The 16,337-nt window shown below is 63.9% G+C and carries 18 protein-coding genes; 13 read left to right on the top strand and 5 right to left on the bottom strand.

Annotated elements, in window-relative coordinates:
• Positions 1-53: 53 nt before the first annotated feature.
• Positions 54-1,334: a Glu/Leu/Phe/Val dehydrogenase gene (locus FTO74_RS18110; RefSeq protein ID WP_162539394.1), complete on the top strand. Its 1,281-nt coding sequence runs from the start codon at positions 54-56 to the stop codon at positions 1,332-1,334.
• Positions 1,335-1,627: 293 nt separating this feature from the next.
• On the top strand, positions 1,628-2,308 hold the full coding sequence (gene pgsA, locus FTO74_RS18105) for a CDP-diacylglycerol--glycerol-3-phosphate 3-phosphatidyltransferase (protein WP_162539990.1): 681 nt from the start codon (positions 1,628-1,630) through the stop codon (positions 2,306-2,308).
• Positions 2,309-2,375: 67 nt separating this feature from the next.
• Here pgsA and FTO74_RS18100 read toward each other — a convergent pair whose 3' ends face one another.
• Positions 2,376-3,284 carry a site-specific DNA-methyltransferase gene (locus FTO74_RS18100; RefSeq protein WP_255462376.1) on the bottom strand — a complete coding sequence of 303 codons (909 nt, stop codon included), beginning with the start codon at positions 3,282-3,284 and terminating at the stop codon, positions 2,376-2,378.
• Positions 3,285-3,309: 25 nt separating this feature from the next.
• Between FTO74_RS18100 and FTO74_RS18095 the strand changes: the two genes are divergently transcribed.
• Positions 3,310-4,146, top strand: a complete 837-nt coding sequence (locus tag FTO74_RS18095; RefSeq protein WP_162539393.1) for a PP2C family serine/threonine-protein phosphatase — start codon at positions 3,310-3,312, stop codon at positions 4,144-4,146.
• A 76-nt stretch (positions 4,147-4,222) separates the two neighbouring features.
• Here the strand turns inward: FTO74_RS18095 and FTO74_RS18090 are convergent, their stop codons facing one another.
• Positions 4,223-4,993, bottom strand: coding sequence for an SDR family oxidoreductase (locus FTO74_RS18090; protein ID WP_162539392.1), 771 nt, complete (start codon positions 4,991-4,993; stop codon positions 4,223-4,225).
• Positions 4,994-5,062: 69 nt separating this feature from the next.
• Here FTO74_RS18090 and FTO74_RS18085 point away from each other — a divergent pair, with 69 nt between their 5' ends.
• The 7 genes from FTO74_RS18085 (at position 5,063) to FTO74_RS18055 (ending at position 10,260) form a co-directional block, all read left to right on the top strand.
• Positions 5,063-5,911, top strand: a complete 849-nt coding sequence (locus FTO74_RS18085) for a 3-hydroxybutyryl-CoA dehydrogenase (RefSeq protein WP_162539391.1) — start codon at positions 5,063-5,065, stop codon at positions 5,909-5,911.
• 102 nt (positions 5,912-6,013) lie between these two features.
• Positions 6,014-6,469, top strand: a complete 456-nt coding sequence (locus tag FTO74_RS18080) for a MaoC family dehydratase (protein WP_162539390.1) — start codon at positions 6,014-6,016, stop codon at positions 6,467-6,469.
• Between the two features lie 3 nt (positions 6,470-6,472).
• Positions 6,473-6,709 carry a hypothetical protein gene (locus FTO74_RS18075; protein WP_162539389.1) on the top strand — a complete coding sequence of 79 codons (237 nt, stop codon included), beginning with the start codon at positions 6,473-6,475 and terminating at the stop codon, positions 6,707-6,709.
• A 221-nt stretch (positions 6,710-6,930) separates the two neighbouring features.
• On the top strand, positions 6,931-7,356 hold the full coding sequence (locus tag FTO74_RS18070; protein ID WP_162539388.1) for a hypothetical protein: 426 nt from the start codon (positions 6,931-6,933) through the stop codon (positions 7,354-7,356).
• A gap of 126 nt (positions 7,357-7,482) precedes the next feature.
• Positions 7,483-8,457 (top strand): MBL fold metallo-hydrolase, encoded by a 975-nt coding sequence (locus FTO74_RS18065; protein ID WP_162539387.1) that lies wholly within the window; start codon positions 7,483-7,485, stop codon positions 8,455-8,457.
• 340 nt (positions 8,458-8,797) lie between these two features.
• Entirely contained in the window at positions 8,798-9,280 is a 483-nt protein-coding gene (locus tag FTO74_RS18060; protein ID WP_162539386.1) for a hypothetical protein, read from the top strand.
• Between the two features lie 149 nt (positions 9,281-9,429).
• Positions 9,430-10,260, top strand: coding sequence for a rhomboid family intramembrane serine protease (locus FTO74_RS18055; protein WP_255462375.1), 831 nt, complete (start codon positions 9,430-9,432; stop codon positions 10,258-10,260).
• Positions 10,261-10,364: 104 nt separating this feature from the next.
• Here FTO74_RS18055 and FTO74_RS18050 read toward each other — a convergent pair whose 3' ends face one another.
• The 3 genes from FTO74_RS18050 to fabG all read right to left on the bottom strand — a co-directional run bounded on the left by FTO74_RS18050 (position 10,365) and on the right by fabG (position 12,541).
• On the bottom strand, positions 10,365-10,772 hold the full coding sequence (locus tag FTO74_RS18050; protein WP_162539385.1) for a helix-turn-helix transcriptional regulator: 408 nt from the start codon (positions 10,770-10,772) through the stop codon (positions 10,365-10,367).
• A gap of 175 nt (positions 10,773-10,947) precedes the next feature.
• Positions 10,948-11,451 (bottom strand): GNAT family N-acetyltransferase, encoded by a 504-nt coding sequence (locus FTO74_RS18045; RefSeq protein WP_162539384.1) that lies wholly within the window; start codon positions 11,449-11,451, stop codon positions 10,948-10,950.
• 343 nt (positions 11,452-11,794) lie between these two features.
• Positions 11,795-12,541: a 3-oxoacyl-[acyl-carrier-protein] reductase gene (fabG, locus tag FTO74_RS18040; RefSeq protein ID WP_162539383.1), complete on the bottom strand. Its 747-nt coding sequence runs from the start codon at positions 12,539-12,541 to the stop codon at positions 11,795-11,797.
• 90 nt (positions 12,542-12,631) lie between these two features.
• Between fabG and FTO74_RS18035 the strand changes: the two genes are divergently transcribed.
• The 3 genes from FTO74_RS18035 to recA all read left to right on the top strand — a co-directional run bounded on the left by FTO74_RS18035 (position 12,632) and on the right by recA (position 16,244).
• The gene (locus tag FTO74_RS18035; RefSeq protein WP_162539382.1) at positions 12,632-14,236 is read left to right on the top strand and encodes an FAD-dependent thymidylate synthase; all 1,605 of its coding nucleotides are present in this window, start codon (positions 12,632-12,634) and stop codon (positions 14,234-14,236) included.
• 3 nt (positions 14,237-14,239) lie between these two features.
• Positions 14,240-14,995 carry a glutaminyl-peptide cyclotransferase gene (locus FTO74_RS18030; RefSeq protein ID WP_162539381.1) on the top strand — a complete coding sequence of 252 codons (756 nt, stop codon included), beginning with the start codon at positions 14,240-14,242 and terminating at the stop codon, positions 14,993-14,995.
• A 181-nt stretch (positions 14,996-15,176) separates the two neighbouring features.
• On the top strand, positions 15,177-16,244 hold the full coding sequence (recA, locus tag FTO74_RS18025) for a recombinase RecA (RefSeq protein ID WP_162539380.1): 1,068 nt from the start codon (positions 15,177-15,179) through the stop codon (positions 16,242-16,244).
• Positions 16,245-16,337: the final 93 nt, after the last annotated feature.

Below are 16,337 nucleotides of genomic sequence, written 5' to 3'. Positions count from 1 at the left end.
CACTGGTCCCCCAATTCGCAACCAAGCACCAAGCCAAGAAAGAAGATACCGCTATGGCAACACTGACTACACCTGCTCTCACGCTGGAGCAGGAGACGAACCCGTGGGAGGCTCAGGCCTCTCGCTTCGACTTCGCTGCAAAGAAACTCAATCTCGACCAGGGCATCTGGAAGCTGCTCCGCTACCCCACCCGTGAGATCATCGTCCACATCCCGGTCCAGATGGACGACGGTTCTATCGAGGTCTTCACCGGCTACCGGGTGCAGCACTCCATCGCCCGCGGCCCGGCCAAGGGAGGTATACGCTACGCGCCCGACGTATCTCTGGATGAAGTCCGCGCTCTGGCCTCGTGGATGACCTGGAAGTGCGCTGTGGTCAACATCCCCTTCGGCGGAGCCAAGGGGGGCGTCATCTGCGACCCGAAGAAGATGTCGCAGGGCGAGCTGGAGCGCATGACCCGTCGCTACACCGCCTCGATCATCGACTTCATCGGCCCGGAGAAGGACGTCCCCGCGCCCGACATGAACACCAACGAGCAGACGATGGCCTGGATCATGGACACCTACTCCATGCACATGGGCCAGACCAGCACCGCCGTCGTCACCGGCAAGCCGGTCAACATGGGCGGGTCCAGAGGGCGTCGCGAGGCGACGGGACGTGGTATCTCGGTCGTCTGCGACGAGGCCCTGAAGCACCTCGGCATGTCGATTGAAGGCTGCCGCGTCATCCTGCAGGGCTTCGGCAACGTCGGCTCGAACGCCGCTAACATCCTCTACCGCAAGGGTTACACCATCATCGGCATTACCGAGTACGATGGCGCGGTCTATAACGCCGACGGCATCGACATCCCCGCGCTCATCGAGCACCGTGCCAGGGCGGGCACCATCAACGGCTTCGCCAAGGCCGTGCCCGCGGACAAGGACGAGATCCTCACCCGCGAGTGCGAGATCCTGATCCCGGCCGCGACTGAGAACGTCATCACCAGCCGCAACGCCGCCGACCTGCGCTGCCGCATCCTCTGCGAGGGTGCCAACGGCCCCACTACCGTCCTCGCTGACGAGATACTGGCCGAGAAGGGCGTCTTCGTCATCCCCGATATCCTGGCCAACGCGGGCGGCGTCACCACCAGCTACTTCGAGTGGGTGCAGGACCGCATGGGCTACTTCTGGACCGAGAGCGAGGTCAACCAGCGGCTCGACACCATCATGTCGGAGTCCTTCAAGGACGTGGTCTCCTACGGCACGGCGCATCAGGTCAACAACCGTATCGCGGCCTACATGCTGGCGATCGACCGTGTGGCCTTCACCACCAAGCAGCGCGGAGTCTACGCGTAAAAAGGAGCCTTTCACGCGAAGCCTCGAGAACCGCACGAAGTGCCGCCCGCCCGGCGTTAGGGCGTCTTTGTTGTTGCTTCTAAAGACGTCCTGCCGGACGGGCCTGCTACGCGCGGGGCGGGCGTTCACACGCCTTTTTACTGCTTCGTGTGGTCCTCCCGTTGGCCGGGAGAAAGATTTTCGCTTCCGACCAACGGGAGGACCTCAGAAGATGATCCCTCCCATACCGCCCCGAGAACGGCACGAAGTGCGTACGGTATGACAGAATGACAGTGTCGGTGCCGCGCAGCTGCATGAACCTGCCCAACTCCATCACGATGAGCCGCATCGCCAGCGTGCCGCTCCTCATCTGGTTCCTCAGCCCCCACTCGCCCATTCACAACCCCGGCGATCAGGAACTGGCCGCCTCCGGCCTCTTCATTCTGGCCTCCATCACCGACGGCCTCGACGGCTATCTCGCGCGCAAACGCCACCAGATCACCACCATCGGCATGTTGCTCGACCCACTGGCCGACAAGCTCATGGTCACTGCGGCCTACATCATCCTGGTCGCGTACAACCCACGCATCGTGCCGCCGTGGATCGCCGTGCTCATCATCGGGCGTGAGTTCCTGGTCTCCGGCCTGCGCTCCATCGCCGCGTCCGAGGGCTTCACCATCGACGCCAGCGAGATCGGCAAGCTCAAGACCGTCATCCAGATCGTCTCGGTCGTGGCCGCCATCCTGGCCCATCGCTGGGACTACTGGATCTGGTTCCCAAACTTCCACGGCGGCTTCGTCGTCGCGGTGCATCTGATCGCGGTCTGCGCGATCTACTGGATGACCATCGTCTCGATCATCTCGGCAACGGACTACTTCGTCGCCTTCTGGAAGAAGATCGACCACGCCAGCGAGCGCGCCCGCACCCGCCGCACCAGCGTCCTGAGCCGCAAGGCCGCCAAGCCAGCGGCAGAACATCCTTCAAGAATCTCTTAAAAGATTAAAAGCGCCCTCACGCCGGGCGGGCGGTACTTCGTACGGTTCTCGGGGCGGCTTGGGTGAGTTATTTTCTGAGGGCCTCCCGCTGGTCGGCAGCGGGCGTTTTCTTTTTTGCGGCAGCTTTGGTTCTTGGCTTGCGATGCTTCTGCGCCTTTACCCCGAGCCGCTTTTCCATCACCTTGATCGCCTCGACATTCTCATCCACCATTAAAAAGCTGCGGCCATTCCGCGCCGCCGCCGCTCCCGCCGTGCCGCTGCCCGCAAAGAAGTCCAGCACCATATCCCCCGGCTTCGAGTGGACTCGCACAATCCGCTCCAGCATTCCCAGCGGCTTCTGCGTCGCGTAGCCGGTCTTCTCCTTGCCCGTGGGCGAGACGATCGTATGCCACCACACATCGGTCGGCGTCTTTCCCCGCGCCGCCTTCTTAGCCCCCACCAGCCCCGGAGCCATGTACGGAATCCGGTCGGTCTGGTTCAGGTCGAAGGTATAGCGCTCAGGATGGCGCGTGTACCAAAGGATGTTGTCGTGCTTGGCGGGCCATCGTTTGCTCGGGCGTGCTCCATAGTCATAAGCCCAGATGATCTCGTTCTGAAAACACGCCCTCCCGAAGATCTCATCGAGCATCACCTTGCAGTAGTGGACCTCGCGCGGGTCCACGTGGAAGAAGAGCGAGCCGGTCTCGGTCAGCACGCGCCGGGCCTCGATTATTCTGGGCCGCAAAAAACCAAGGTAGTCGGGGAACGCATCCCCATACCCCGCCGCGATCCCGGCCACCGGCTCGGTCCTGTAGCGTTTGCCCCCGAACCCAACCCGATCCCCGGCCTCATCGCGCACGGTCTTCACCTGCCGCCGCGTCTGCCGCCTCCCGGTGTTGAACGGGGGGTCCACGTAGATCAGCTCCACCGAGTTCTCTGCCAGCGTCTGGAGCACGGCGAGGTTCTCTCCGTGCACAATCCGGTTCATCCGTTCCATGTCTACCCTTGTACACTCTAGAGTCATGGCAGCACTTGGGCGCGCACGATCTTCCACAGGCCGGATACGGGATGAGCATCTTCCCGACGCTGCCGCCCCCGCCCCTTATGCCTTCGCCATGCTCTCGCACCGCGGCTGCGTCCGCAAGTCCAATGAGGATATCTGCGCCGCCAACTCCGCTGCCGGGGCCTTCGTCGTCTGCGACGGCATGGGCGGAGCCGCCGCCGGAGAGGTCGCCAGCCGTCTGGCCGCCGATACCTTTCTAGCTCGGCTAAACGACTCGAAAGCAGACCCGCAGCCCGCCGACATCCGGCTCTTCAACGCCATCGCCGCCGCCAACGAGGCTGTCTACTGTCATGGCTGCGACTCCTCGGAGCTGCGCGGCATGGGCACCACGCTGGTCGCCCTCCTGCTCGCAAGCCAGCCGGAAGACCCGCTCGCCCTCACCGTTGCCCACGTCGGCGATAGCCGCTGCTACCTCTTCCGCGACTCCACGCTTACCCGACTCACCGAGGACCACTCCCTTGTCGAGGAGCAGTTGCGCTGTGGCGAGATTACGCTCGCACAGGCCGCAGTCTCTCCTCTGCGCAATATCATCACCCGCGCCATCGGCTCGCACCCCACCGTCGAGCCGACGATCCGCAGCCTCGACCCGCGCCGGGGCGACCTCTACCTGCTGGCCTCCGACGGCCTGACGCACGAGCTACCCGAGGCCGCCATCGAAGCCAGCCTGCGTCGCGCAGCAGAGGCGGCGGGCAATGCCATGCCCGACCTCGACCACCTCTGCGGCCTCCTGATCGAAGAGGCCAACGACCACGGCGGCAGCGATAACGTTACGGTTCTGCTGCTGTATCTCTCGTAGGCGATGACTGCCGACCAACGGAAGGCCCCAAGAAGATCATCCCTCCCATACCGCCCCGAGAACCGCACGAAGTGCCCTAGATCCAGCCGCCGTCTATGATGTGGGTTTGGTTGGTGATGGCGCTCGAGTCGTCGGCAGCTAGAAACAGCGCCAGCCGCGCCACCTCCTCGGGCAGCAACGTGCGCTTCAGCGCCTGGGCCTCAAAGATCTGCCGCAGAAACTCCTCCGTGTACCAGAGCTTCTTCTGCCGCTCCGTCGCAATTGTTCCGGGCAAAATCGCGTTCACGCGGATGTTGTCTGGCCCGACCTCATGCGCCAGCGTGCGCGTCAGCCCTACGATGGCCGCCTTGGCCGCGGCGTAGACGGGCACGCCCGTAATGGGGATCAGCCACGAGATGGAACTCATGTTGATGATCGAGCCGCGCTGCCTCTGCCTCATGCCGGGCAGGACGGCCTGCGTCAGAAAGAACTGGTGCTTCAGATTGACCGCCATCACCCGATCCCACAGCTCCGGCGTCACGTCTTCGACCGCGTGCCGCGTGTCGTTGCCCGCGTTGTTGATGAGCACATTGACACTCTCAAACCGCTCCAGCACCGCCTTCATGCAGGCGTCGAGCGCGGCCATGTCGGTCAGGTCGCAGTGGTAGTAGACGCCGCCCACCCGAGCGGCCAACGTCTCGGCGGCCTCGTCCTGAATATCCAGAAAGACCACGCGAGCGTGCTGCTCGGCAAAGGCCTCCACCAGCTTCTCGCCGATCCCGGTGGCCCCGCCGCTGATGAGCACCACGCGGTCCCTCAGGCTCGGATACGTTGCAAACTGGTTTGGATTCGTTGAAGACTCCGCCATCGCCATTTCCCCCTTGCGCACGTCCCCACAAATGTACAACCGTGGCTTGCATCCTCTAAACTCCCCGCCATGCAGACTCCAGTGATTGGCGTCGTCGGCGCAGGCACTATGGGCAACGGCATCGCGCACGTCTTCGCCCGCGCCGGGCACACAGTGCTGCTGGCCGATATCGACCAGCCCGCGCTCGACCGCGGCTTCGCCACTATTCGGAAGAATCTGGCCCGCGAGGTCGCGAAGGAGAAGCTCACAGCCGAGCAGGCAGAGGCCGCCGCCACCCGCATCACCCTGACCACCCGGCTGCCGGACCTCGTCGCCGCTTCTCTCGCCGTCGAGGCCGCCACCGAGCGCTTCGAGGTCAAGTCAAAGCTCTTCCGCTCGCTCGACGAGATTCTGCCACCCGAGGCCATCCTCGCCAGCAACACCAGCAGCATCTCCATCACGAAGCTGGCGGCGCAGACGAAGCGCCCCGGACAGGTGATCGGGATGCACTTCTTCAACCCCGTTCCGGTCATGCGACTGGTCGAGATCATCCGCGGCCTTCAGACCACGCAGGCCACCTTCGACACCGTCTCCGCGCTCGCGACCGCCATCGGCAAGCTGCCGGTCGAGGTGAACGACGCGGCGGGCTTCATCTCCAACCGCGTCCTGATGCCGCTCATCAACGAGGCCATCTTCGCGGTCATGGAGGGCGTCGCCACCGCCGACGCCGTCGACACCATCTTCCGCGAGGGCATGGCCCACCCCATGGGGCCGCTCACCCTGGCCGATTTCATTGGATTAGACGTCTGCCTCGACATCATGCGCGTGCTGCACGACGGCCTCGGCGACCCCAAGTACCGCCCCTGCCCGCTGCTCATCCGCATGGTCGATGCGGGCTGGCTGGGCCGCAAATCCGGCCGGGGTTTCTACCAGTACTGACCGCCTTAGCACCCTGGCCCTGTCCTATCGCATCCAACGTAAGCTATCCTCATTGCACTGAAAAACTTCAGTGCAGGGATTCAGGAAGGAATTTCAAAGTACATGGCGAACGAGCTTTACTTCGAAGATTTTTACATCGGCCAGAAGTTCATCTCCGTCGGCGGAGCCAAGGTTACCGCCGAAGAGATCAAAGAGTTCGGCCAAAAGTACGACCCCCAGCCCTTCCACCTGGACGAAGCCGCCGGTGAGGGCTCCTTCTTCAAGGGGCTGGCCGCCTCAGGCTGGCTCACGGCCGCCATCGTCATGCGCCTCCGGGTCCAGACCATCAAGGTCTCGGGCGGCATGATCGGCGCGGGCGTCGAAGAGCTGCGCTGGAGCCAGGCCGTCCGTCCGGGCGATACGCTGCGCATCGAGTCCGAGGTCCTCGGCGTCCGCCACTCGGCCAGCCGCCCCGAGTTCGGCATCATCCGCACCCGCACTCTCACCTTCAACCAGCGCGACGAGATCGTCATGCGCGGCACGGTCAACTTCCTCGCGCCGCTCAAGGCTGCCAAGTAAAACATGACCGCTGAAGACCAGGCTCTCCTCGAATCCCTGCTGGACACGACCCCGGACGCGGTCGTCGAGCTTACCCTCATCACGGGTGAGCTGGCGCGCGTCCGGCCTATCATTCTGGTCGACGAGCCGCCCACGCCCGACCTCTTCTGCGTCGATCTCGACCCCGAGGGCAAGCCTCTCGGCACCTCCGGCCGGTCGATCCTGCTCTCGGATATAGCCTCTGTCCGCATTTCCTCGTAGCGTTATATTCTATTTACAATCAAACACTTAGGATCGTAATCCACAGGAAATCCACTGCTGTGGGCACGCTATCGTAATGATAGGTGCCGACCACCTGTGCAAAGCTGACTAGGCTTCATTCATCGGCAATGACTACAATCGTCTGCAGTCACTTTTGCCTCTTTGCACCACTTCTCCCTGCCTCCGCAATTTACTCAGAACGCTTTTGCGAGGGAGCTTTTATGGCAACACCGATCTCTATCCTCATCTTCGGGCAGGACTCGCTCCTGCTCTCCACGCGGCAGTGGATTCTAGCCACCAGCGGCCACTCCGTACGCACTACGGCCCATCTGCCGGACGTCCGGCAGATCCTTCTCGCCGAGCAGATCGACCTGCTGATCCTCTGCCACACCCTCCAATCCGACGACCGCGACCGGGCGCTGGCGTTCCTCAAATCACGGGCCATGCAGCGGCGCGAGTACGCACCCAAACACCTGATCCTGACAGCCGGGATCTCCGGCTACGATGAGCCGCTGGGCGAGGTGCTGGACGCGATGGAGGGGCCTGCACAACTGGTCCGGAAGGTGCGGACGATGACCCAGGGTGAGCCTCTTGCAGCCGGAAATCCCCGTGCCGGTGAGCCGATTGTGATGGGCTGCGTGTTGTAGCCGAGGCAAGAGCACGCGAAGCGTCGAGAACCGCACGAAGTGCTGCCCGCCCGGCGCGAGGGCGCTTTTGTTTTGGAATCTAGAAAGAGTCTCGTAACCCACATGTAAACCGCGTATGTTAACCAAATGCGCATCACTGTCCTGGCCTCGGGTTCCAAGGGCAATGCGACTGTCGTTTCGAGCAGCCGCACCCGCCTCCTGGTCGACGCCGGGCTCTCCTGCCGCGAGCTGCTCCGCCGCATGGCCATCTCCGGCGAGAACCCCGAAACCCTCGACGCCATCCTCATCACGCACGAGCACATCGATCACGTAGCCGGACTCGCCGTGCTGGCGCGCCGCCTGCGCATCCCGGTCTTCTTCACCGAGCCGACCCACCGCGCCTGGGTCCGGATGCTGACGCCGCGCACTACCATGACCTACGCCAAGTGGCTCGATCATATCCAGCAGGAAAAAGCCGCCAAGGCCGCCGCTGCCGAAGAGTTGGAAACCCTGCCCAACCGCTCCGACGACCCCGCTGCGACGCTCGAGCTGCCTGTGGAAGAAGCTGTGGAAGACGCGGCCGAATCCACCCCGCCCTCACGCAAGCAAGACCCGGCCTACCTGCCCGCCGTCGAGTACTTCCGCGCCGGGACCGACTTTTCCATCGGCGATATCGCCGTCTCGCCCTTCACCATCCCACATGACGCCGCCGATCCCTGCGGCTTCGTCTTCGAGTCGGCGGGCGTCCGCACGGCACTGGCCACCGACCTCGGCTACATGCCGCCTAACGTCAAGGCCGCGCTCAAGCGCATCGACCTGCTGCTGCTCGAATCCAACCACGACCTCGAGATGCTGCGCGACGGCCCGTACCCGTGGTCGGTCAAGCAGCGCGTCCTCTCGCGAGTCGGCCACCTCTCGAACGAGGCTACGGCCGAGTTCCTCCAGAAGGACTACGACGGCGGCGCTCACACCATCATCCTCGGCCACCTCTCCGAGTCCAATAACGTGCCCGAACTGGCACTGTTAGCCGCTGAGCAGGCCCTCGGCAACCGGATGCGGCTGCTTGGCAACCGTATTCTCATCGCCCGCCAGTCCGAGCCGCTCGAGTCGGTTCAACTGTAAGAAAAGCAACGGCAAAAGCGCCCTAGCGCCGGGCGGGCGGTACTTCGTACCGTTCTCGACGCTTCGCGTGTATTTACTAACTTCGCCCCTCCCGGCGTCGTTTCCCCGCCAAACCCTGTATCCTAGAAACAGAGGAGAACTCGGCCCGCGTGCCCGCATCCGCAGCCGCCGAAGGATCCCACTTTTGCGACAGTTGACGGCTACCTCCAGCGTTTTGCAGCCTTTCCTCCGGGGCAGGGAATACCCGGTTCGCAGGCCACACATCCTGCTAACCCGCAACAATTGCATCATTTGCTTCCTCCGGGTCGTCAAACGAAGCTAGAATGAGGTCAACCACCTTATGATCAACCGAGCCCTGCGCAAATCGAGGAAAACCCTCCACGATGCTTGCACCGATCACGTCGTCGGCGCGATCCTCTCCGGCTGGCGCTACGACATCTCCAGCCTCTCGCCCGAGATGCGCACCGACTACGAGTCTCACCTGGCCGATTGCAGCCACTGCCGCCACCGCCAGCGCATCGCCCGCACCATCGACGTGCTCCTTCTCTCGGTGAGCACGCTCTCGATCCTCGCCTTCCTGCTCGCCGCCGTGGTCATTCGCCGGATCGAGCTAATCACCCACGTCGGCGCGCTGCACGTACACCTGCGCCAGACTGCCATCGCCATCTCGCTCGAGGCCGTCGCCATCGCCGGCCTGCTCTTCTCTTCGGTTCTGTGGACGCTGGTCGCCATTGCCACCCCGCTGCCCGGCTTCCTGGGCGGCATCGTCCAGCAGCGCCTGCCATCCGAGCTGCGCGAGCGCCTCGCCCGCCGCCACGCCTAAGTACTTCGGGCGGTATCGGGAAATTAGTTTCTGAGGGCCTTCCGTTAGTCGGCAAGGGGAATCTTCCTGCCGACCAACGGGAGGCCCTACACAGTTAATTCGCCCATACCGCATCGAGAACGGCCCGAAGTGCCCTATCCTTGAAGCTGATGCATGACTCCGCGGAGCCCGAGATTCTCCCCGCTCAGTACGCCCTGGCCGAGCCGCCCGCTCGCGCCGAGCGCTCCGAGTGGAACCCCCTCTCTGCCCCCGGAACCTACCTTCTGCTCGGCATCAACATCGCCGTCTTCCTATGGATGGTCCTGCACGGCGTCTCGATCACCAGCCCCACGCCCGAGCAGCTGCTCCACTACGGCGCCAACTCGCCCGCGCTGGTCGTCGGCGAGGGCGAGTGGTTCCGCCTGGTCACCGCCACCTTCGTCCACATCGGCATCCTCCACATCGCCACCAACATGTGGTGCCTCTGGAACCTCGGCCTGCTGGGCGAGCCGCTGCTCGGCCCCTTCGGCCTCATCGCGGTCTACATCCTCACGGGCGTCGCGGGCAACCTGCTCTCGGTCGCGTGGGATATCTTTATGGCGCTCTGGAACCACGCCGGGCTTGAGGTTTCGGTCGGCGCGGGAGCCTCGGGAGCCGTCTTCGGCATTGCGGGCATCCTCATTGTGTTGCTCTCCAATCGCAGGCTGCCCATCCCGTGGGAGGAGCTGCGCCGCCTGCGCACCTCGGTCATCCGCTTTGCCGGGATCAACCTGCTCATCGGCGGCGGCACGATCCTGGGCTCGGCCATCTACTCCGGCTTCATCCGGATCGACAACTCCGCCCACATCGGCGGCTTTCTCTGCGGGCTGGCCCTCGGCCCCGGACTGCTGCCTCGCATGACCGCCGGACGCAGCCGCTACCTGGCCCGGCAGAAGCTCACTTTCGCCTTCGCGGCCTTTATCTTGTCGCTCTTCGGTTACTGGATCGCCAACTTGGGCTAAGTCGCGCCATCTTCCCGCTGGTCGGGAAAAGATGTTCGCTGCCGACCAACGGGAGGCCCTCAGAAGATCATTTCCCCATACAGCCCCGAGAGCGGCACGAAGTGCTAGCTCATCGAGCTGGAGGCGAACTTCCTCACCATCGCCAGCAGCAGCCGACGGTCGCTGTCCGACAGGTGCGCCGAGTAGCGCTGCACCTGCGTCAGGAAGCGGATCTGCTCCTCGCTCAGGTTCAGCGACGAGACCTCCCGGCCCACCGGGTCCTCGGCAAAGAACTGCGAGAGCTGCAAGTCCAGTGCGCCCGCGATCTTCTGCAACGTCTCCAGCGACGGGACGGTGTGACCGTTCTCCACGCGCGAGAGGTAGCAGCGCAGCAGGCCGGTTCGTTTTTCGATATCACCCTGCGACATCCCCTTTTGCAGGCGATAGTCGCGAATCGTGCCACCAATATTCATCGAGATCGACTTCACGGACGCCTCGGCCTGCACGGAAGGAACTATTTGCATATCAGCCATTGACCACAAAGTAACTATGTCGGGAACAGGAAGCAAGCCCTAAGTGATTGACCACAAGGAAATACCGTACCGGGAAAGGTTCCTGGCAATGGAAACCTCAACCGATACTTGAGGTAGGGGCTCCTGTTGGAACCACGCTTGTTATTGTCTCTTAAGGTAATGACTAATAAGTAAATTATCGTCCCAGTTGCAGGCGGAAGAAGACGATTCCCGGCACGGGATTGTCGTTGAAGCGGTCGATCTCGACGAACCCCATCGCGCCGTAGAGCCGATTGGCCTCGGGCATCGCGGCGGGCGCGGTGTCGAGGTAGAGAGCCGTGTATCCGGCCGCGCGAGCCCACTCCACAGCTCGGTCGACCAGCCGCCGTCCCAACCCCAGCCCGCGAGCCTCGGGGGCTACCCAGAGCCGCTTCATCTCGCAGCTACGCTCATCCGGAGCGGCGGATTGCACCCGAATCGGCTTGATCGCGCAGCATCCGACCGGCGTTCCATCACGCAGCGCGACCAGCAGAGTTCCGGAGGGTGAGGAATAAGCACCCGGCAGAGAAGCCAGTTCTGCCTCGAAGCCCTCAATGCAGATTCCCGCAGGTCCCCCGGCCAGATATGCGGCGTAATCCCGCATCAGTGCCCGCACCCACTCGACTTCGACTGCTCCTGACGCCTCTCGAATGACGATCATGAGCTATATCCGCATATTTTCTTGGAAGCCGCAATATCCGGGTGCTCCGGAAAGCGCTGAAGGCGCACTCTATACCAGACTAGGGCAACGCCCTAGGTGACCAGGCATAAAGGCAAGACAAGGGCTGAAGGCCCGACCTAGTTTCTGCCACAAACCTGTCCTGCCGGACGGGCCGCCTGCGCGGCGGGCGGGCGTTTACACGCCTTTTTACTGCTTCGCGTGGTCCTCCCGTTGGTCGGAAACAAACAATGCTCGCTGCCGACCAACGGAAGGCCCCATACTGCTAACTCACCCATACCGCCCCGAGAACGGTACGAAGTACCCCCGAGAATGGTACGAAGTACTAATTCATGTACATGCCGCCGTTTACGTCCAGCGTGTGGCCGGTGATGTACGCTGCGCTCTCCGAGGCCAGAAACGCCACCGCCGCCGCAATCTCCTTGTCGGTGCCCGGCCTCGCCAGCGGCACCTGCCCCATCATCGCCATGCGCTGCTCGTCGGTCAGGACCGCCGTCATCGGCGTCTCAATGTAGCCCGGAGCCACGGCGTTCACCGTAATCGTGCGGCTGGCCAGCTCGCGGGCCAGAGACTTCGTCAGCCCGATCAGCCCGGCCTTCGACGCGGCGTAGTTTGCTTGCCCCGCCTGCCCGGTCTCCCCCACCACGGAGGTGATGTTGATGATCCGGCCCCAGCGCCCCTTCAGCATCGACGACATGCATGCCTGCGTCAGCAGAAACGCGCCCGTCAGGTTGGTCGTGAGCACGTCGTCCCAGTCTTTTCTCTTCATCCTCATGGAGAGGATGTCGCGAGTAATCCCGGCGTTGTTCACCAGGATCTCGACCCGGCCGAAGTGCTCGATGACTTCCTTCGCGCCGGCCTTGATCGACTCCTCGCTGGAGATGTCCAGCGCGAACGCCTTGGCCACGCCGCCCGCGGCTTCGATCTCCGCGGCCACCTCGGCCAGCTTGTCGGTGTTGCGGGCCGCCAGCGCGACCTGCGCGCCCGCCGCCGCCAGTGCCAGCGCGCACGCCCGTCCAATGCCCTGCGAGGCGCCTGTTACCAATGCAATTCGTCCAGCCAATGAGTCCATCCCAAGCATTATACGAACCGGACGGGACTTGAACGAATTGGCGAATCGAAGACATTTTGCAGAACCGTCCGATTTATCCTTGGCCTACCCATGCCCGACGCGATCCCGATCCCGACCAGCCCCGCCGAGACCTGTCCAGCCCAGCCCCCCGTAACCGACGTCTACGCCATCCACGGCGCGGACCCCGAGGTTCTGGCCTACGCCATGGCCAAGTACTCCCGCTCGTCGCTCAGCATGCGCGAGTCGCTGGCCGAGATCAGTTCGCAGCGCGCCGAGCAGTTCCTCAACACCTTCTACTTCCAGTACGGCCACCGCTCCATCGCCGATCTGGCGCACATCCCCTTCGCCATCGAGCGCCTGTCGCTGCTGGCGGCCATCGCGCTGGTCGACGAGCAGCGCTGGGACGGCCAGGAGCGCTCCACCCGCTACCAGAACTTCCGCCGCTCCGGCTGGTTCACCCCCGCGCTGGGTGCGGAGACCGCCGCCTACACCGCCGCCGTCGAGTCTCTCTTCCATTCCTACGACGCTGTCAGCGCGGGGATGCTCGAAGCCCTCAAGCTAGCCATCCCGCTGCCCGATCCCACCAGCGATCGCGCCATGAAGCCCGACGCCTGGGAGCGCACCCTGAAGGCCCGCGCCTTCGACGTCGCCCGCTACCTGCTGCCGCTGGCGACCAATACGTCGCTCGGCCAGATCGTCAACGCCCGCACGCTGGAGACGCAGGTATCGCGGCTCCTCACTAGCGAGTTCGCCGAGATACGCACCATCGCCGAGCAACTCCGCGTGGCCGCCACCGGGCCAGCGTGGAACGTCCAGCAGCCCGTCATGCAGCAGCTCTGCGACGAGATCACGGCGCTCGACCCGGCGCTCGGAGCCAAGGCCGCCGAGACCCTCCTCCGCCCCATCAACACCGCCCCCACGCTGGTCAAGTATGCCGTGCCCAACCCCTACCTCGCCGAGAGCCGCACCCTCGGCGCGGAGTTGGTAGCGGAGTTGATGGGCACCCAGGCCATCGACTCCACTCCCATCGTCGATCTCCTCGACGGCGACGAGCCGCTGGAGGTCGAGCTGGCGACCTCGCTCCTCTACCCGCACGCGCACTACGGATACCGCCAGCTCCGCTCGAACGTCGCCGCGTTGCCCTCTGCGCGCCTCACCGAGATCGTTGCCACCATGACCCGCTCGCGCGGCCGCCACGACGAGCTGCTCCGCGGCTTCAGCTCTGGGCACAGCCTCCGTTTCGACATCCTCATGGACATCGGCGGCTTCCGCGACATGCACCGCCACCGCAAGTGCACGCAGCTCCTCCAGGGCTTCACCGACCTCCACGGCTACGACGAGCCCATCTGCCCCGGCCAGCCCACGCTCGCCGAGGCCGGGCTTGAACAGCCGTACCGCGCCGCCATGGACGCGGCCTTCGCCGCCTACCGCAGCCTGCGCGACTCCGGCGCTCCCGAGGCCGCGCAATCGTCCCAGTACCTGCTGCCGCTGGGCACGCGCTGCCGCGCCATGTTCAAGATGGACCTCGCCGAGGCCGTCTACATCTCGGAGCTGCGCTCAGGCATCGCGGGCCACTTCAGCTACCGCCGCGTGGCCTGGGAGATGTATCTCGCGGTCAAACGCCAGCACCCCGCGCTCGCCCCGCTCTTCCGCATCGACGATGTGTGGGAGCCGGTCGACCTGCTGAAACGGTAGCCTATGCGGATACTTGCCCTCTTCCTTGCATTGCTGCCCGGCCCTGCCTTTGCTGCTGCTCCAGTGGATGGCTATAAGGTCGTGGCCACCTACCCGCACTCCACCGACAGCTACACCGAGGGCTTTCTCTATCTCAACGGCCAGTTCTACGAGGGCACCGGCCTCAACGGCCACTCCGCCGTCCTGGCCATCGACCCCGCGACCGGCCAGCCGACCCAGCGCCGCGACCTGCCCCAGCAGTACTTCGGCGAGGGCATCGTGGACTGGGGGTCAAACCTCTACGAGTGGACCTGGAACGAGCACACCTGCTTCGTCTACGACCGCTTCAGCCTGCGCCTGTTGAAGCAGTTCGCCTACACCGGCGAGGGCTGGGGGATGACCCGCACGGCCCGCGAGATCATCACCAGCGACGGCTCCTCCACGCTGCGCTTCCGCGACCCCAACACCTTCGCCGAGACCCGCCATGTCGTCGTCCGGGACGGCAGGCAGAGCATCGACCGTCTCAACGAGCTGGAGTTCATCCACGGCGAGATCTACGCCAATGTGTGGCACACGGACCGCATCGCCCGCATCTCCCCCGCTGACGGCCACGTCATCGCCTGGATCGACCTGACAGGGCTGCTGCCCGAGGGCCAGCGGGGCAACGCCGAGGCGGTCCTCAACGGCATCGCCTACGACGCCCAACACGACCGCCTCTTCGTCACCGGCAAGCAGTGGCCTAGCGTCTTTGAGATCAAGATTGTCCCGCATCGTCCATGAGGGAGGCTAAATTTTCATGTCAAGGCATGAGAGAGGGCACGGTTCCCGAATTGGCACCTTTCTTTCGCCTTTTATTTGCTTTTCTCTGAATCGGTGCTAGACTTCGTTCTGACTCATCCTCTAATGGATGGCAACATATTCGCAGCACACATTCGCATCAGGGATTGGGAGACAAGTTCACGTGGCCGATGACCGTGGCAAGGCAATAGAAGCAGCGCTTTCACAGCTTGAGAAGCAGTTCGGCAAGGGTTCCATCATGCGCCTCGGCGCGAAGGGCGCGATCGGACCCATCGCCGTCATCCCCACCGGCTCCATCTCCTTCGACAACGCGCTCGGAGTAGGCGGCGTCCCCCGTGGCCGCGTCATCGAGATCTATGGCCCGGAGTCCTCGGGTAAGACCACCATCACCCTCCAGATCATCGCCGAGGCCCAGAAGGCTGGCGGCCTCGCGGCCTTCGTAGATGCTGAGCACGCCCTCGACCCGCAGTACGCCCGCAAGCTCGGCGTCGACGTCGATAACCTGCTGGTCTCGCAGCCCGACTACGGCGAGCAGGCGCTCGAGATCGTCGAGGCGCTCGTCCGCTCCGGAGCGATTGACGTCCTCGTGGTTGACTCGGTCGCCGCCCTCGTCCCCAAGGCCGAGCTGGACGGCGAGATGGGCGAGGCCCAGATGGGCCTGCAGGCCCGCCTGATGAGCCAGGCCCTGCGCAAGCTCACCGGAGCCGTGGCCAAGTCGCGCACCTGCCTCATCTTCATCAACCAGATCCGCGACAAGATCGGCGTCATGTTCGGCAACCCCGAGACCACCACCGGCGGCCGCGCGCTCAAGTTCTACTCCTCGGTTCGCATCGACATCCGCCGCATCGGAGCGGTCAAGGAGGGCGACGTCGTCGTCGGCTCCCGCACCAAGGTTAAGATCGTCAAGAACAAGGTCGCCGCCCCCTTCCGTGACGCCGAGTTCGACATCCTTTACGGCGAGGGCATCTCGCGCGAGGGCGACACGCTCGACCTCGCCGTGGCCAACAGCATCGTCGATAAAAGCGGAGCGTGGTACAGCTTTCAGGGCGAGCGCATCGGCCAGGGCCGCGAGAACGTCCGCAGCTTCCTCAAGGAGAACAAGGAAATCTTCGGCCGCATCGACGCCGAGGTCCGCAAGAAGCTCGGCATTGGCGCCATGCCCGCCGAGATTCCGGCCATCCCCGAAGAGGGCGTCGAGAAGGCTGTCGAGGTCGTCAAGGGCCGCAAGTAAATCCGCAGCAGGGAAGAGGCACGGATCAAGATGGGACCGAAGATACTTCCGGTTCCGATTTGATCCGTGCCTCTTTCCGTTTTATCCGGGGAG

It is taken from the genome of Granulicella sp. WH15 (assembly GCF_009914315.1).
GTDB lineage: Bacteria > Acidobacteriota > Terriglobia > Terriglobales > Acidobacteriaceae > Edaphobacter.
Note: the sequence above shows the minus strand (reverse complement) of the source record. Positions and strands in the feature narration are given on the sequence as shown.

What these genes read in the sequence shown, in the direction of transcription:
- FTO74_RS18110 (WP_162539394.1), top strand. Translation starts at nt 54, where the DNA reads ATGGCAACACTGACTACACCTGCTCTCACGCTGGAGCAGGAGACGAAC.
- pgsA (WP_162539990.1), top strand. Translation starts at nt 1,628, where the DNA reads ATGAACCTGCCCAACTCCATCACGATGAGCCGCATCGCCAGCGTGCCG.
- FTO74_RS18100 (WP_255462376.1), bottom strand. Translation starts at nt 3,284, where the DNA reads ATGGAACGGATGAACCGGATTGTGCACGGAGAGAACCTCGCCGTGCTC.
- FTO74_RS18095 (WP_162539393.1), top strand. Translation starts at nt 3,310, where the DNA reads ATGGCAGCACTTGGGCGCGCACGATCTTCCACAGGCCGGATACGGGAT.
- FTO74_RS18090 (WP_162539392.1), bottom strand. Translation starts at nt 4,993, where the DNA reads ATGGCGGAGTCTTCAACGAATCCAAACCAGTTTGCAACGTATCCGAGC.
- FTO74_RS18085 (WP_162539391.1), top strand. Translation starts at nt 5,063, where the DNA reads ATGCAGACTCCAGTGATTGGCGTCGTCGGCGCAGGCACTATGGGCAAC.
- FTO74_RS18080 (WP_162539390.1), top strand. Translation starts at nt 6,014, where the DNA reads ATGGCGAACGAGCTTTACTTCGAAGATTTTTACATCGGCCAGAAGTTC.
- FTO74_RS18075 (WP_162539389.1), top strand. Translation starts at nt 6,473, where the DNA reads ATGACCGCTGAAGACCAGGCTCTCCTCGAATCCCTGCTGGACACGACC.
- FTO74_RS18070 (WP_162539388.1), top strand. Translation starts at nt 6,931, where the DNA reads ATGGCAACACCGATCTCTATCCTCATCTTCGGGCAGGACTCGCTCCTG.
- FTO74_RS18065 (WP_162539387.1), top strand. Translation starts at nt 7,483, where the DNA reads ATGCGCATCACTGTCCTGGCCTCGGGTTCCAAGGGCAATGCGACTGTC.
- FTO74_RS18060 (WP_162539386.1), top strand. Translation starts at nt 8,798, where the DNA reads ATGATCAACCGAGCCCTGCGCAAATCGAGGAAAACCCTCCACGATGCT.
- FTO74_RS18055 (WP_255462375.1), top strand. Translation starts at nt 9,430, where the DNA reads ATGCATGACTCCGCGGAGCCCGAGATTCTCCCCGCTCAGTACGCCCTG.
- FTO74_RS18050 (WP_162539385.1), bottom strand. Translation starts at nt 10,772, where the DNA reads ATGGCTGATATGCAAATAGTTCCTTCCGTGCAGGCCGAGGCGTCCGTG.
- FTO74_RS18045 (WP_162539384.1), bottom strand. Translation starts at nt 11,451, where the DNA reads ATGATCGTCATTCGAGAGGCGTCAGGAGCAGTCGAAGTCGAGTGGGTG.
- fabG (WP_162539383.1), bottom strand. Translation starts at nt 12,541, where the DNA reads ATGGACTCATTGGCTGGACGAATTGCATTGGTAACAGGCGCCTCGCAG.
- FTO74_RS18035 (WP_162539382.1), top strand. Translation starts at nt 12,632, where the DNA reads ATGCCCGACGCGATCCCGATCCCGACCAGCCCCGCCGAGACCTGTCCA.
- FTO74_RS18030 (WP_162539381.1), top strand. Translation starts at nt 14,240, where the DNA reads ATGCGGATACTTGCCCTCTTCCTTGCATTGCTGCCCGGCCCTGCCTTT.